Source organism: Embleya sp. NPDC059237 (assembly GCF_042754105.1).
Classification (GTDB): domain Bacteria; phylum Actinomycetota; class Actinomycetes; order Streptomycetales; family Streptomycetaceae; genus Embleya.
Genome location: NZ_JBHZAE010000007.1, coordinates 557,953 through 573,051, shown reverse-complemented (window position 1 = coordinate 573,051; position 15,099 = coordinate 557,953). Strand labels below are relative to the sequence as shown.

At 73.7% G+C, this 15,099-nt stretch carries 12 protein-coding genes; 6 read left to right on the top strand and 6 right to left on the bottom strand.

Annotation, left to right across the window (positions count from 1 at the left end; translation table 11 throughout):
* The first annotated feature begins 234 nt into the window (after positions 1-234).
* The gene (panB, locus tag ACFXKZ_RS24710; protein ID WP_380003132.1) at positions 235-1,116 is read left to right on the top strand and encodes a 3-methyl-2-oxobutanoate hydroxymethyltransferase; all 882 of its coding nucleotides are present in this window, start codon (positions 235-237) and stop codon (positions 1,114-1,116) included.
* Between the two features lie 68 nt (positions 1,117-1,184).
* Positions 1,185-1,991: a site-2 protease family protein gene (locus ACFXKZ_RS24705; RefSeq protein ID WP_380003131.1), complete on the top strand. Its 807-nt coding sequence runs from the start codon at positions 1,185-1,187 to the stop codon at positions 1,989-1,991.
* Here the strand turns inward: ACFXKZ_RS24705 and ACFXKZ_RS24700 are convergent.
* Both ACFXKZ_RS24700 and ACFXKZ_RS24695 read right to left on the bottom strand, forming a co-directional pair.
* Entirely contained in the window at positions 1,964-3,178 is a 1,215-nt protein-coding gene (locus ACFXKZ_RS24700) for an AI-2E family transporter (protein ID WP_380003130.1), read from the bottom strand. The two genes, ACFXKZ_RS24705 and ACFXKZ_RS24700, sit on opposite strands and share 28 nt — an antisense overlap.
* A 171-nt stretch (positions 3,179-3,349) precedes the next feature.
* The gene (locus tag ACFXKZ_RS24695; protein WP_078977480.1) at positions 3,350-3,547 is read right to left on the bottom strand and encodes a DUF3046 domain-containing protein; all 198 of its coding nucleotides are present in this window, start codon (positions 3,545-3,547) and stop codon (positions 3,350-3,352) included.
* 101 nt (positions 3,548-3,648) lie between these two features.
* Between ACFXKZ_RS24695 and ACFXKZ_RS24690 the strand changes: the two genes are divergently transcribed.
* The 4 genes from ACFXKZ_RS24690 to ACFXKZ_RS24675 all read left to right on the top strand — a co-directional run bounded on the left by ACFXKZ_RS24690 (position 3,649) and on the right by ACFXKZ_RS24675 (position 10,802).
* Positions 3,649-8,253: an ATP-dependent helicase gene (locus ACFXKZ_RS24690; RefSeq protein WP_380003129.1), complete on the top strand. Its 4,605-nt coding sequence runs from the start codon at positions 3,649-3,651 to the stop codon at positions 8,251-8,253.
* Positions 8,254-8,607: 354 nt separating this feature from the next.
* Positions 8,608-9,441: a DNA-formamidopyrimidine glycosylase family protein gene (locus ACFXKZ_RS24685; protein WP_380003128.1), complete on the top strand. Its 834-nt coding sequence runs from the start codon at positions 8,608-8,610 to the stop codon at positions 9,439-9,441.
* Positions 9,438-9,911 (top strand): hypothetical protein, encoded by a 474-nt coding sequence (locus ACFXKZ_RS24680; protein ID WP_380003126.1) that lies wholly within the window; start codon positions 9,438-9,440, stop codon positions 9,909-9,911. Before ACFXKZ_RS24685 ends, ACFXKZ_RS24680 begins: the two co-directional genes overlap by 4 nt.
* Positions 9,912-10,004: 93 nt before the next feature.
* Entirely contained in the window at positions 10,005-10,802 is a 798-nt protein-coding gene (locus tag ACFXKZ_RS24675) for an SDR family NAD(P)-dependent oxidoreductase (protein WP_380003125.1), read from the top strand.
* Positions 10,803-10,941: 139 nt separating this feature from the next.
* Here ACFXKZ_RS24675 and ACFXKZ_RS24670 read toward each other — a convergent pair whose 3' ends face one another.
* The 4 genes from ACFXKZ_RS24670 to rimO all read right to left on the bottom strand — a co-directional run bounded on the left by ACFXKZ_RS24670 (position 10,942) and on the right by rimO (position 15,070).
* A complete protein-coding gene (locus tag ACFXKZ_RS24670; protein ID WP_078977475.1) occupies positions 10,942-11,331 on the bottom strand; it encodes a helix-turn-helix domain-containing protein in 390 nt (129 codons plus the stop codon).
* Positions 11,332-11,575: 244 nt separating this feature from the next.
* The gene (locus tag ACFXKZ_RS24665; protein WP_380003124.1) at positions 11,576-12,853 is read right to left on the bottom strand and encodes a CinA family nicotinamide mononucleotide deamidase-related protein; all 1,278 of its coding nucleotides are present in this window, start codon (positions 12,851-12,853) and stop codon (positions 11,576-11,578) included.
* A 46-nt stretch (positions 12,854-12,899) separates the two neighbouring features.
* Positions 12,900-13,574 (bottom strand): CDP-diacylglycerol--glycerol-3-phosphate 3-phosphatidyltransferase, encoded by a 675-nt coding sequence (gene pgsA / locus ACFXKZ_RS24660; RefSeq protein ID WP_380003123.1) that lies wholly within the window; start codon positions 13,572-13,574, stop codon positions 12,900-12,902.
* A complete protein-coding gene (gene rimO / locus ACFXKZ_RS24655) occupies positions 13,571-15,070 on the bottom strand; it encodes a 30S ribosomal protein S12 methylthiotransferase RimO (RefSeq protein WP_380003122.1) in 1,500 nt (499 codons plus the stop codon). The genes pgsA and rimO overlap by 4 nt, the downstream gene beginning before the upstream one ends.
* Positions 15,071-15,099 lie beyond the last annotated feature (29 nt).

Below are 15,099 nucleotides of genomic sequence, written 5' to 3'. Positions count from 1 at the left end.
GCTCGATTCCCCCTCAGGCTAGCGAGCCTTTACGAAACGAGACGGTCTCGTATTGCAAAGCCTCGGCAAACGTCGCGGCCCGCGACCTGCACGCGACCGGCTCCCGACCGGCTCCCGACCGGCCTCCGGCCACCCGGAATCCCCCGCCCGACGCCTCTGTTGTGCTGTTCGGAGGCATGTCACCATGGCCTTGTCCGGGGACGCCGTCCGAGCGCCTCGAGTCGGGAGAACACCATGTCCAGCAACAAGTCCGCGCAGCCGATATCCGCTTCGGCCGAGGGTCCGGGACTGACCCTGTACGGCGGCGACGGAACCGGGCGCCGGGTCACCGTGCGCGACCTGGCCCGGGCCAAGCGGGCCGGCGAGCGGTGGCCGATGCTCACCGCGTACGACGCGATGGTCGCCTCGGTCTTCGACGACGCGGGCATCCCCGTACTTCTGGTCGGCGACTCGGCCGGCAACAACCACCTCGGCTACGAGAACACCGTGCCGGTCACGATGGACCAGCTCGTGATGCTCACCGGCTCGGTCGTGCGCGGCACCAAGCGCGCGCTGATCGTGGCCGACCTGCCGTTCGGCTCGTACCAGGAATCCCCCGAGCAGGCGCTGCGCAACGGCGTGCGCTTCCTCAAGGAGGCCGGCGCCGGCGCGGTCAAGCTGGAGGGCGGGCGGCGCTCGGTACCCCAGGTCGAGGCCCTGGTCGCCGCGGGTGTCCCGGTGATGGCCCACCTCGGGCTCACCCCGCAGTCGGTGCACGCCTTCGGCGGCTACCGGGTGCAGGGGCGGGACGCGGAGAGCGCCGAGCAGTTGATTGCCGACGCCAAGGCGATGCAGGCCGCGGGCGCGTTCGCGGTGGTCCTGGAGTGTGTGCCGGAGGAGCTGGCCGCCCGGGTCACCGACCTCCTCGACATCCCCACCGTCGGCATCGGCGCGGGCGCGGGCACCGACGCACAGGTGCTGGTGTGGACCGACATGGCCGGCATGACCACCGGCCACACCCCCAAGTTCGTCAAGCAGTACGTCGACCTGCGCAGCGCGCTCGGCGACGCCGCCAAGGCGTTCGCGGGCGACGTGGTCGGCGGTGCCTACCCGGCACCGGAACACGCGTTCCACTGAGTGTCCCGGCAGGGCCGTACGATGCGAACTCCCGGTCGTACGGCCCTTCCGCCTGTCTGGAGCAGTTCGTGACGCACCCCTATGGAGATTACGGCCGCCGTCCCGCGGCCGGCTCGCTGCGCCATGTGCGGCCGAGCCCGGTCTTCCTCGCCATCGTCGCGGTCTGCGTCGCCTCGGGCTGGTACGCGTGGCACGACGACGGCACCTCCGAGGCCGCCACCCGCACCAGCGTGTTCCTGCTGGTCATGTCGGGTTGGCTGGTCTCGTTGTGCCTGCACGAGTTCGCGCACGCCTTCGCCGCGCTGCGCTCGGGCGACCACAGCGTGGTGGGCAAGGGTTATCTGACCCTGGACCCGCTCAAGTACAGCGACCCACTGCTGTCCTTCATCCTGCCGACCGTCTTCGTGCTGCTCGGCGGGATCCCGCTCAGCGGCGGCGCGGTCTACCTGGACCGCGGCGCGATCCGCGGCCGGGCCCGCAACAGTCTGGTGTCGGCGGTCGGACCGCTGACCAACGCCGTGCTGGCCGGCGTACTCGCGCTGCTGCTGTCGTCCGGCGTGGTGGACGGGGCGAGCGCGACCTTCGTGGCCGCGTTCTCGTTCCTGATCCAGCTCCAGGTGATCGCGGCGGTGCTGAACCTGCTGCCGGTGCCGGGTCTGGACGGATACGGCGTGCTGGAGCCGTGGTTGCCCTTCGAGTTCCGCCGGGCCATCGCACCGTACGCGCCCTACGCGATCCTGTTCCTGTTCGCGCTGTTGTGGTCGCCGTCGGTCAACCACTACTTCTACGACGTGGTCGACCACATCACCGACGCGCTGGACGTGTCGCCATACCTGGCCAACGACGGCTACCGGCTGTTCCGCTTCTGGTCCTGAGCGTCCGTATCCCCCGCCGGGCCCGCCGGGTCCCCGCTCCGCCGCCACAGCCGGCTCAGCCGACCCGGCCGCCTCGGCGGCCGGGTCTCGTCGGGCGTCAGGTGGTGTTCGGGCACCTCGTAGCGGTGCAGGTAGCTCCCGATAAACGCCTGCGCGGTGGCCGTCACCGGGATCGCGATCAGCGCGCCCACCGCACCGAGCAGCGCGGCGCCCGCGATCACCGAGCCGAACGCCACCGCCGGGTGGATCTCCACCGTGCGCGCGGTGATCCTCGGGTGCAGCAGGTAGTTCTCGAACTGCTGGTAGGCGGTCGCGAACAGCACCACCCACACGGCGGTCGCCGGGCTCACCGTCAGCGCGATCAGCGCGGGCAGCACGATCGCGATGTAGGTGCCCACGGTCGGTACGAACTGCGAGATCAGCCCGACCCACAACGCCAGCGGGATCGCGTACGGCAGGTCGAGGATCAGGAACGCGACGTAGTGCGCGAACGCCGAGATCAGCGCGAGCGCGGCGCGCGAGTAGAGGTATCCGCCGGTCTTGTCGATCGCGATCTCCCACCCGCGCAACACCTCGGCCTGGTGGCCGGGCGGCAGCAGCGAGCACACCGCGCGCCGTATCCGCGGGCCCTCGGCGGTGAAGTAGAAGGTGAACAGCGCGATGGTGAAGAGCTGGAACAGCGCGCCGACGATCCGGGCGGACCAGCCGAGCGCGTGGTTGGCCACCTGCTCGGCGTAGCCCTGCACGGTGCCGGTGTCCTTGAAGATCTTCCCCTGGACCTTCTCCACGGTCAGATCGGTGCCGAAGGTGCGGTTCACCCACGCGACCAGGTCCTCCAGGTAGCGCGGCAGGTGGTTCGCGAAGGCAACCACCTGGTCCACCAGGAGCGAGCCGACCACGGCCAGAAATCCTGCGCAGGCCAGGAAGACCACCACGAACGCGATCGCGGTGGCCACGCCGCGCCGCATCCCGCGGCGGGCGAGCCGGTCCACGGCGGGCTCGAACGCGAGCGCGAGGAAGAAGGCCACCAGCAGGTCGATCAGCAGCGTGCGCAACTGGTTCAGGGTCCAGCCGAGCAGCCGGAAGCCGGCGATCATCACGAGGACCAGGAACACCGCCCGCGGCAACCAGGACGGCATGCGGTCGCGCGCCGCGACCCGGGTGGTCCGGGTGTCGGGTGTGGTCACGTGGGCTCCCTGTCCGGTCGCGTGGCATGTGTGGTGCCATGCGTCGTATGACAGAAAGAGACTAGAGCGTCACGCTGGGTCGTTTTGTGCAGATTCGCCCGCACGGACCGGCGCGACGAGGCCGAGCACGCCGCGCGCCGGCTCCGCCGGGTCCCGGTCCGGTCGCCGGGCTCAGGCGCGTTTGGTGGTCGGCAGGTCCATCGACACGCACACGCCCCGCCAGACGTCCTTGGCGTCGATGCCCGCGGCCAGTGCCTCGTGCACGGTACGCCCGCCCAGTTCGGACATCACGTGGTCGCGGGCGAAGGACTCGAAGTACGAGTCGCCGAAGTGCGCGCGCATGCGTCGCCAGAAGTCGGTGAGTCCCATACGACCAGTATCCCGGTGCGGGCCGGCCGGCCCGCCGCCCACACCGCCGCCCGCCTGTCGGCCGACGCGAATGTCGGAGCCACCGGGCACCATGGGGAGTTATGCCACACGACGATTCCGCTTCCGTCCTGGCCGGCTTCTCCCCCGCCACCCGGGCGTGGTTCACCGGCGCCTTCCACGCGCCGACCCGGGCCCAGGAGGGCGCCTGGCGGGCGATCGCCGAGGGCAAGGACGCGCTGGTCGTCGCCCCGACCGGTTCCGGCAAGACGCTCGCCGCGTTCCTGTCCGCGCTCGACCGGCTCGCCGCCGAGCCGCTGCCGGAGGATCCCCGGCGACGCTGCCGGGTGTTGTACATCTCGCCGCTCAAGGCGCTCGCGGTCGACGTCGAGCGCAACCTGCGCAGCCCGCTCACCGGCATCCGGCAGGCGTCGGTGCGGCTGGGCCTGCCCGAGCCCGAGGTGACCGTGGGGGTGCGCTCCGGCGACACCCCCGCGGCCGATCGGCGCCGGTTCGCGACCAAGCCGCCGGACATCCTGATCACCACGCCCGAGTCGTTGTTCCTGCTGCTCACCTCGCAGGCCCGCGAGGCGCTGCGCGGGGTGGACACGGTCATCGTGGACGAGGTGCACGCGGTCGCCGGCACCAAGCGCGGCGCACACCTGGCGCTGAGCCTGGAGCGGCTGGACGAACTCCTGGAGCGACCCGCCCGCCGGATCGGCCTGTCGGCGACCGTGCGCCCGGTCGACGAGGTGGCCCGGTGGATGCGCGCCACGGGCGAGGTGCACGTGGTCCAGCCGCCGTCGGCCAAGACGTTCGAGCTGTCCGTGGTGGTCCCGGTCGAGGACATGGGCGAGTTGGGCGGCGGCACCGGCGACTTCGACGAGGCCGGCAACGAGCGCAAGACCTCGGTGTGGCCGCACGTCGAGGAGCGCATCGTCGACCTGATCCAGGCGCACCGCTCGACCATCGTGTTCGCCAACTCGCGCCGCCTGGCCGAGCGGCTGTGCGGCCGGCTGAACGAGATCGCCTACGAGCGGGCGACCGGCGAGGAGTTGCCGCAGGACGCCTCGCCCGCCGAGCTGATGGCCCAGGCCGGGAGCAGCAAGGGGGCGCCGCCACTGCTCGCCCGGGCCCACCACGGCTCGGTGTCCAAGGAGCAGCGGGCCCAGGTGGAGGAGGACCTGAAGGCAGGCCGGCTGCCGGCGGTGGTGGCCACTTCCAGCCTGGAGCTGGGCATCGACATGGGCGCGGTGGACCTGGTCGTCCAGGTCGAGTCGCCGCCCTCGGTGGCCTCCGGCCTGCAGCGGGTGGGTCGGGCCGGCCACCAGGTGGGCGCGGTCTCCCGGGGTGTGGTCTTCCCGAAGTTCCGCGGCGACCTGGTCCAGACCGCGGTGGTCACCGAGCGGATGCGCGAGGGCGCGATCGAGTCGGTGCGCGGGCCGCGCAATCCGCTGGACGTGCTCGCCCAACAGATCGTCTCGATGGTCTCGGTCGAGGACCGCGACGTGGACGCGCTGCTCGCGCTGATCCGCCGGGCGGCGCCGTTCACCGCGCTGCCCGCGTCGGCCTTCGAGGCGACCCTGGACATGCTCGCGGGCCGCTACCCCTCCGACGCGTTCGCCGAGTTGCGCCCGCGCATCGTGTGGGACCGGGTGGCCGGCGTGTTGTCCGCCCGCCCGGGCGCGCAGCGGCTCGCGGTCACCTCCGGCGGCACCATCCCCGACCGCGGCCTGTTCGGGGTGTTCCTGGTCGCGGGCGAGGCGAAGTCGCGCGTGGGCGAGTTGGACGAGGAGATGGTCTACGAGTCGCGCGTGGGCGACGTGTTCACGCTCGGCACCTCCTCCTGGCGGATCGAGGACATCACCCACGACAAGGTGCTGGTCTCGCCCGCCCCCGGGGTGCCCGGCAAGCTGCCGTTCTGGCACGGCGACGCGCTCGGCCGGCCGGTGGAACTGGGCCGCGCGCTGGGCGCGTTCGTCCGCGAGGTGGGCGCGCTGCCGGCGGATCGGGCGCGCGAGCGGGTGGCCGCCGCGGGCCTGGACCCGTGGGCGGTGGACAACCTCCTCGGCTATCTGGGCGAGCAGCGCGAGGCGTGCGGCCACGTCCCCGACGACCGGACCATCGTGGTCGAGCGTTTCCGCGACGAGCTGGGCGACTGGCGCGTGGTGGTGCACTCGCCGTTCGGCGCGCAGGTGCACGCGCCGTGGGCGCTGGCCATCGCGGCCCGGCTGCGCGAGCGCACCGGTCTGGACGTACAGACGATGCACGGCGACGACGGGATCGTGCTGCGGCTGCCCGACACCGGCGACCCGTTCGGCGACGCCCCCGAGGACCTGGCGGCCGGTGCGCTGCCGCCGGACTTCGCGGTGTTCGAGGAGGCCGAGGTCGAGCCGCTGGTGACCGCCGAGGTGGGCGGCTCGGCGCTGTTCGCGTCGCGCTTTCGCGAGTGCGCGGCCCGCGCGCTGCTGCTGCCGCGCCGGATGCCGGGTCGACGCACCCCGCTGTGGCAGCAACGGCAGCGTTCGGCCCAACTGCTCGCGGTGGCGAGCGAGTACGGCTCGTTCCCGATCGTCCTGGAGACGATGCGCGAGTGCCTGCAGGACGTATTCGACGTACCCGGCCTGACCGGGCTGATGCGCGACATCGCCACGCGCGCGGTGCGCATCGTCGAGGTGACCACGACCGAGCCGTCGCCGTTCGCCCGCTCGCTGCTGTTCGGCTACGTCGCGCAGTTCATGTACGAGGGCGACTCGCCGCTGGCCGAGCGGCGGGCGGCGGCGCTGGCACTGGACTCGCGACTCCTTGCCGAGTTGCTGGGGCAGGCCGAGCTGCGCGAGTTGCTGGACCCGGAGGTGTTGGCGCGCACCGAGAGCGAGTTGCAGCGGCTGGCCGAGGATCGCCGGGTGCGGGACGCGGAGGGGGTGGCGGATCTGCTGCGGTTGCTCGGACCGCTGACCACCGCCGAGGTGGCGGCGCGGGCCGAGCCGGGCTTCGAGCAGGAGTGGCTGACCGCTCTGGAGCGGGCCCGGCGGGTGATCCGGGTGCGGATCGCGGGCGAGGAGCGCTGGGCCGGCATCGAGGACGCCGGCCGGTTGCGCGACGCGCTGGGCACGCCGCTGCCGGTCGGGGTCCCCGAGGCGTTCACCGAGCCGGTCAAGGACCCGCTGGGTGATCTGCTGGCCCGGCACGCGCGTACCCACGGGCCGTTTCGCGCGGGCGAGGCCGCGGCCCGGTTCGGCCTGGGCGTGGCGGTGACCACCGGCACGCTGGAGCGGCTGGCCGCGAACGGGCAGGTGGTCTCCGGCGAGTTCCGCCCGGGCGGGTCCGGCCTGGAGTGGTGCGGCGCCGAGGTGTTGCGGATGCTCCGGCGTCGTTCGCTGGCCGCACTGCGGCACGAGGTGGAGCCGGTGCCGCCGGTCGCCCTCGCCCGCTTCCTCACCGCGTGGCAGGGCGTGGGGGCGAGCGGGGTGCGCGGCTTGGACGGCCTGGTCCGGGTGATCGAGCAGTTGCAGGGCGCGAGCGTGCCCGCGTCGGCGCTGGAGAAGCTGGTGTTGCCCTCGCGCGTGGTCGGCTACACGCCCGCGATGCTGGACGAGTTGTGCGCGGCGGGCGAGGTGCTCTGGGCCGGGCACGGCGCGCTGCCCGGCAAGGACGGGTGGCTCTCGCTCTACCTCGCCGACGCGGCTCCCTACCTGCTGCCGCCTCCGGTGCCGCTGGACACGGGCGATCTGCACCGGGCGATCCTGACCGCGCTCGACGGCGGCTACGCGCTGTTCTTCCGGCAGTTGACCGAGCGGCTGGCCCCGGAGACGCCGGCGTCGGAGGCGGCGATCGCCGAGGCGCTGTGGGACCTGGTGTGGGCCGGGCGGGTCACCGGGGACACGCTCACCCCGCTGCGCGCGCTGCTCGGCTCGGGGCGCACCTCCGGCTCGACCGCGCACCGGGCCCGGCGGGCGACCCCGCGCGGGCGGTACGCGGGCCTGAGTCGGGGCCGCCCCGTGGCGAGCGCGCGCACCGGGCCGCCGACCGTGGCCGGGCGCTGGTCGCTGGCCCCCGTGCCCGAGCCGGACCCGACCCGGCGCGCCCACGCGCTGGCCGAGACGCTGCTCGACCGGCACGGCGTGGTCACCCGCGGCGCGGTGGTCGCCGAGGGCAGCCCCGGCGGCTTCGCGGCGGCGTACAAGGTGCTGAGCGTGTTCGAGGAGGGCGGCCGGGTCCGCCGCGGCTACTTCGTGGAGGGCCTGGGCGCTGCCCAGTTCGCCGCCGACGGCGCGGTGGACCGGCTGCGCGCGGTGCACAACGCGAGCGAGCGCCGCGAACCGCACGAGCGGCCCGACGCGGTGGTGCTGGCCGCCGCCGACCCGGCCAACCCGTACGGCGCCGCGCTGCCCTGGCCGGACCGAGCGGGCGAGGCCGGCGGCGGCCACCGGCCCGGGCGCAAGGCCGGCGCGCTGGTGATCCTGCTCGACGGCGAGCCGATCCTGTACGTCGAACGCGGCGGTCGCACCCTGCTGTCCTGGACCGACGACCCGGATCGGGTGGGTCCGGCGGCCGCGGCGCTGGCCGACGCGGTGCGCGCGGGCGCGCTGGGCAAGCTGACCGTGGAGAAGGCCGACGGCGCCGAGGTGCTGACCTCCTCGCTGGGCAAGGCGCTGGAGGCGGCCGGGTTCCATGCCACCCCGAAGGGGCTCCGCCTCCGAGGGTGACATCGTTTCGTTACACGAGCGCCCGGTCCGCGAAACACCCCGGTCATGTACATCCCGCAGGATCGTGGTCACGGACGGCGACCCGGGAGTGATCCTGGTGGACCGGCCGGCACCACCCCGCCCGTGGCGACCCTGCACGCGTCACGGTCGGGTGCACTCGGATCCGGCGTCGCGGACGTGTTCCTGGCCGCGCGTTCGCGACGTCGGTCCGTGTACCGCGAAGCAGCGCGCGCCGGCGCGCGTCCCGTGGCGTCACCGACCCCCGGGGGCGGCCGCACCGACGGGTCCGGGGGGACTCGGGGGCCGGCCCCGGGCCGGGCGCACGGCCGGCGGCACGGCCGGGACAATGGCGGTATGCCCGAAGGCGACACCGTGTACCAGGCGGCGCGGCGACTGCGCGCGGCCCTCGTGGAGCGCGAGCTGACCGTGACCGACTTCCGGGTGCCCGCGCTGGCGACGGTGGATCTGACCGGCCGCTCGGTGCTCGAAGTGGTCCCGCGCGGCAAACACCTGCTGACCCGCGTCGAGGGCGGCGTCACGCTGCACACCCACCTGCGGATGGACGGCACCTGGCACGTCCAGGACACCGGCGCGCACCCGCTGCCCCGCCCCTGGCACGCGATCCGACTGGTGCTGGCCAATACCGCACACACCGTGATCGGGATGCGGATGCCGGTGGTGGAGCTGCTGCGCGCCGCCGACGAGTCGAGCGTGGTCGGGCATCTGGGCCCGGACCTGCTCGGCCCGGACTGGGACGCGCCCGAGGCGGCCCGGCGGCTGGCCGCCCGCCCGCGCCGGCCGATCGGCGAGGCGCTGCTCGATCAGCGCAATCTGGCCGGGATCGGCAATGTGTACCGGGCCGAGCTGTGCTTCCTGCGCGGCGTCGCGCCGTGGACCCCGGTCGCCGAGGCGGGTGACCCGCTCGCCTGGGCGGTACTGGCCCAGCGCCTGCTCGCGGCCAATCGGGACCGGGTCGGGCACATCACCACCGGCGATACCCGCCCGGGCCGGCGCCACTGGGTCTACGGGCGCGCCGGTCGCCCGTGCGCACGTTGCGGCAGCGGGATCCGGCGGGCCGATGTGGGCGATCCGCCGAGGGTGACCTTTTGGTGTCCGCGTTGCCAGCCGTCACCCGATGGAGGTACACCCGGTGACCGACGACCGGGTGGTTCGTCGTACCGGGCATGACCCCTCCCCGGATCCTGCCCGTCCTGGTGCTGCCCGTGCTGTTCCTGGCCTCGGCCGGCTGCACCTCGGTGTCCGCGCCGACTCCCGCACCGCGCCCGCAGACCCCGCCCGCGGCCGCCGCGCCGCACCGGCCGACCGGCGCCCCCTCCCCCGTCGACCCGCTCGCCGGCGAGCCCGCGCCGGCGATCACCGCCCTGGCGGGCGGCACAGCCGAGCCGACCCCGACCGAACACCCGACGCCGCCGGCGGGCGATCCCACCGAGGACGCCGCGCCGCCCGCCGCCCGCCCGCGCCCCCGGACGGAGACCGGCCCGGCCCACCCGCCCCGGTCGGCGCACACCGGCGGCGGCCGAACCGGACGGCCGGCGCGTATGCCCACCGACCCGTGCGACGCCCTCGCGGCGGCCGGCGTGTTCCCCGCCGGCGGCGAGACGCACCGCTGGTGCCGCCGCCAGGAGGGCCTGCGGTGACGCCGATCTCCCCGGCCCACACCTTTATTGACTGTTCGTCAGATGGCTCGTACGGTCGGCGCGCCATACTCGACCAGCGCCGGGAGGTCACCCGTGTTCCGTGAAGCCCTCGATCTGACCGGCCGGGTCGCCGTCGTCACCGGCGCGGCGTCGGGCATCGGCCGCTCCAGCGCCGAGGTCTTGGCCGAACTGGGCGCGACCGTGGTCTGCGCGGACATCCACGAGGCCGGGGCGCAGGAGACCGCCGAGGCGATCGTGGCCGCCGGCGGCGCCGCGACCGCCGCCGCCGTGGACACCTCGCGGGCCGTGCAGGTCGACGCGCTGATCGACGACACGGTCGCCGCGCACGGCCGGCTCGACGTACTCGCCAACATCGCCGGGGTGATGCACCTGAGCACGGTGATCGAGACCGAGGAGGCCGACCTCGACCGGGTCCTGGCGATCAACTTCAAGGGCGTCTTCTTCGGCTGCCGCGCCGCCGCGCGGGTGATGTCGGGGCAAGGCTTCGGCAGCATCGTCAACATGGCCTCCGGCGCGGTGGACACCGCCACCTCCGGGCTGCTGTGCTACGGCGCGGCCAAGGCCGCGGTGGTGCAGTTGACCAAGACGCTGGCCACCGAGGTCGGCCCGCGGGGCGTGCGGGTCAACGCGGTCGCGCCGGGCTGGATCGTCACCGGGATGACGGGCCGGCACTGGACCGACGCGGACGGCAACGAGGACGAGGAGCGCAAGGCCGCGGTCGCCGCGCCGATGGCCCGGATGGCCCCGCTGCGCACCGTCGGCGAGCCCACCGACATCTCCTACGCGGTGGCCTACCTCGCCTCGGACGCCGCCAAGTTCGTGACCGGCCAGATCCTGCGCCCCAACGGCGGCGTCGCGATGCCCTGGTAGGCCGCCCGCCCGTCGGTCCCGCCCATGCCGAGGCCCCGTCTCCCGATAACAGGGACGGGGCCTCGGTGTCGTGTTCGGGTCGATCGGGCCCGGTGTCCGGTGCGCGACACCCGGCGGGTGCCCGGCGCGCGGACGCGGCTCAGGCCGCCACCACCACGCTCACCGCGTTGTCGCCGGCGATCGGGGCGGCGCCCGACGTCCGGTCGTTGTTCTGACGCTCGGTGGCGCGCTCGTTCGGCGTGAAGCCGGCACCCACCGGCTCCAGGACCGGGCGCATCGCCTCGGCCGAGGCCAGCTCGGCGAGGGCCAGCTCGTCGCTGACCTCCCGCATGAGCACGGACATGCGCACGTCCAGCGCGTCGCAGATCGCGGCGAGCAGTTCGGACGAGGCTTCCTTCTGGCCGCGCTCGACCTCGGACAGGTAGCCAAGGGATACCCGGGCTGAGGACGAAACCTCGCGCAGGGTGCGACCCTGACGCTGGCGCTGGCGCCGCAGCACGTCACCCAGCAGGCGACGGAGCAGGATCATCGGTCGCTCCCTCCTAGGGCGGCTCGGGGGGTCACAGCCCCACCGTACCTGCCCGACCGTGCGGGTGTGCCCGCCTTGCCGTCCTGTTCACTCAGGGCGTGGAACCTTGACGGCGGGGGTCCCCAGGGTCCATAGGCGTTCCGGTTCACTCCCACCTCGATTCGCAGCACGTCCTCGGCCGGCCTTTCGTATCTTCCCCGGACGCCCGGCCGCCATGGTCTCGTCGGCCGATCGGCGGGCCCGGTCACCCCGTACACGCCGGGTCCTGCTCGGCCGGCAGACCGGCCACCACACACCGGAGCAGGTCGAGCGCACGGACCGTGGTCATCTCGCGGATCCTGCCCCGACTGCCCGAGAACAGCAGGGAGAGCACGATTGTTCCCTCGGGGCCGGCCACCGCGATGTATACGGTGCCCACGGGCTTTCCGTCCTGGGGGTCCGGACCGGCGACCCCCGTCGTGGCCACCCCGTACGTACCCGACATGACGTCGCGCACACCCTCGGCCATGCGCGCGGCCACGTCCGGGTGAACCGCGCCCTCCGCGGCGAGCAGATCGGTGTCCACGCCGAGCACCGAGCCCTTGAGGTCGGTGGCGTACGCGGTGACCGAGCCGCGCACGCTCGCGGACGCGCCGGGCACCGAGGTCAGCTCGGCGGCGATCAGGCCGCCGGTGAGCGATTCGGCCACCGCGACGGTGGCGTCGCGCCCGCGCAGCAGGTCGAGCACCACGCCGGCGAGGGTGTCGCCGGCCTCGCCGTAGACACACCCGCCGAGCAGTTCGCGCGCCCGCGCGGCGGCGGCGTCCACCTCGGCGGCGCCGCCGGGTGTGGCGGAGGTGAGCTTGACCCGGGTCTGTCCGGCGGTGGCCAGGTAGGCGACCTCGACCGCGCCGTCCCGGGCGAGTTCCTTCTCCAGCGGTTCGAGCATCGCGGCGATCACCCCCTCGCCGATCGAGGCGGTGAGCAGTTGGCGCTGCGCACGCGTCGGCGGCTCGCCCGCGCGGCGCAGCAGGTCGGGCAGGACCTGCTCCTCGGTCATCGCGATCATCTCGTGCGGCGGGCCGGGGATCGCGTAGACCGCCACGTCGCCGATCACCACCGCGATGCCGGGCGCGCTGCCATTCGCGTTGGGCAGGCTGCGCCCGCCCTCGGGGACGTCGGCCTGCTGGAGGCCGAGCGCGGTGAGGGTGCGGTTCAGGCCCCGGTAGCGCCGGCGCAGCCAGTCCTCGATCGCCGGGTCGCGGCGCAACGGCACACCGGCGACGGCGGCGATCGCCTCGCGGGTGCGGTCGTCGGAGGTGGGGCCGAGGCCGCCGGAGACGATCACCGCGTCGGCGCGCCGGACGGCCTGGGTGAGGACGTCGATCATCGCGTCGAGGCCGTCGCCCACCGTGGACACCCCACTCACCCGCAGACCGGCGGCGGTGAGTCGGCGGCCGAGCGTGCCGGCATTCGTGTTCTCCACGTCGCCGACCAGCAACTCGTCCCCCACCGCGACGAGTTCGATCTTCAATTCGCGCATGGTCCCGCTTCCCCGCTTCCCCCGTGGTCGGGATTCGTCCCGACGGTCAGCCCTGTCCGGCGGGCACCGGGGTGCCGCGTCGCAGTCGTACGGCCTTGACGATGTAGTCCAGGCCGGTCACCACGGTAACGATGACCGCGGCCGCCATGATCCAGGCCCGGGTGGTGGCCAGCGGGCCGGTCATGACCAGTGTGTACATCCCGATCGCGCTGCCCTGGAGCATGGTCTTGGCCTTGCCGCCCCGGCTGGCCGGGATCACGCCGTGGCGGATCACCCAAAAGCGCAGCAGGGTGATGCCGATCTCCCGGGCGAGCACCACCAGGGTGACCCACCAGGGCAGGTCGCCGAGCGCGGACAGGCTGATCAACGCGGCGCCCATCAGCGCCTTGTCGGCAATCGGGTCGACGAGTTTGCCGAAGTCGGTGACCAGGTTGTGCATCCGGGCGAGCTTGCCGTCGAACAGGTCGCTGATGCTGGCCACGGTGAACGCGGCCCAAGCCCAGGCGCGCCAGGCGGGGTCGTGGCCGCCGTCCTGAAGCAGCAGGGTGACGAAGACCGGCACCAGGGCCACCCGCATCAGCGTGAGCGCGTTGGCGGCGTTCCAGGCGCTGACGGAGGTGGTGGGGTCGCCGAGGCGGTCGGGCTTCGGCGGGTGGTTGGCGGCGGCGGCCCGAACGGCCTCGGCCGGGCGCCGGCGCGGCGGTGCCGGTTCGGCCGTCACCGATCGCCCCCGCGCACGATCACGTCGATCGCCTCGCCGTACAGGTCGGCGCCCTCGCTGTCGGTGACCCGGACCCGGACGAAGTCGCCCACGCGCAGGCCCTCGCCGACCACCGTGGTCGAGCCGTCGGTCTCGGGGGCCTGGTGGGCCGCGTGGCCCTCGGCGCTGCCGTCCTCGCCGAGTTCCTCGATCAGCACGACGATCTCGGTGCCGATCCGGTCCTCGGCGCGTTGTGCGACCAGTTCCTCGGCGAGCCGGGAGATCCGCTGCACGCGGGCCTCGATCACGTCGGCGTCGAGCTTGTCGGGATAGTTCGCCGCCTCGGTGCCGTCCTCATCGGAGTAGCCGAACACGCCGATCGCGTCGAGCCGGGCGGCGATCAGGAAACGCTCCAGGTCGTCCACGTCCTGCTCGGTCTCGCCGGGGAAGCCGACGATGAAGTTCGATCGGGCGCCGGCCTCTGGGGCCTTGGCCCGGATCTGCTCCATGAGGGTGACGAACGCCTCGACCGAGCCGAATCGACGCATCCGGCGCAGCACCGGCTCGGAGGCGTGCTGGAAGGACAGGTCGAAGTAGGGCGCGACGCCGGGCGTGCCGGTGATCACGTCGATCAGCGTCGGGCGCATCTCGGCGGGCTGGAGGTAGTTGACCCGGACCCGCTCGATGCCCTCGACGGCGACCAGTTCCGGCAGCAGCGTCTCCAGCAGGCGCAGGTCGCCCAGGTCCTTGCCGTAGGACGTGGAGTTCTCGCTGACCAGGACGATCTCGCGGACGCCCTGCTCGGCCAGCCAGCGGGCCTCGGCGAGCACGTCGGAGGGGCGGCGGGACAGGAACGAGCCGCGGAAGGAGGGGATGGCGCAGAACGAGCAGCGGCGGTCGCAGCCGGAGGCGAGCTTGAGCGAGGCCACCGGCCCCGAACCGAGCCTGCGGCGCAGGGCGCGCGGCCCGGAGGCGGGCGCGACGCCCTCGGGCAGATCCTCGGGGATGCCGTGGCCGGGCACCGCGACGTCGGCGGCCTGGCGCTCGACGGGGGTGATCGGCAGCAGTGCGCGGCGGTCGCGGGGCGCGTGCGGGATGTGGCTCTCGCCGGCCAGGATCGAGCGCAGCCGGCCGGAGATGTCGCCGTAGTCGTCGAAGCCGAGCACGGCGTCGGCCTCGGGCAGCGCGCCCGCGAGCTGGTCGCCGTAGCGCTCGGCCAGGCAGCCGACCGCCACCACGGCCTGGGTGCGGCCGTCGCCCTTGAGGTCGGCGGCCTCCAGGACGGTGTCGATCGAGTCCTTCTTGGCGGACTCGACGAATCCGCAGGTGTTGACCATGACGACGGAGGCGTCCGCGGCGTCCTCGACGAGGGCCCACCCGTCGGCCTCGAGCCGGCCGGCGAGTTCCTCGGAGTCCACCTCGTTGCGGGCGCAGCCGAGGGTGACCAGGGCGACGGTGCGCAGGGCGGCGGGGCTCTCGGCCGGGGCGGCGGGGCGGGTGGTATCGCGGGCGGACATGCCGGAAAGCCTACGTCAGGCGCGGACGT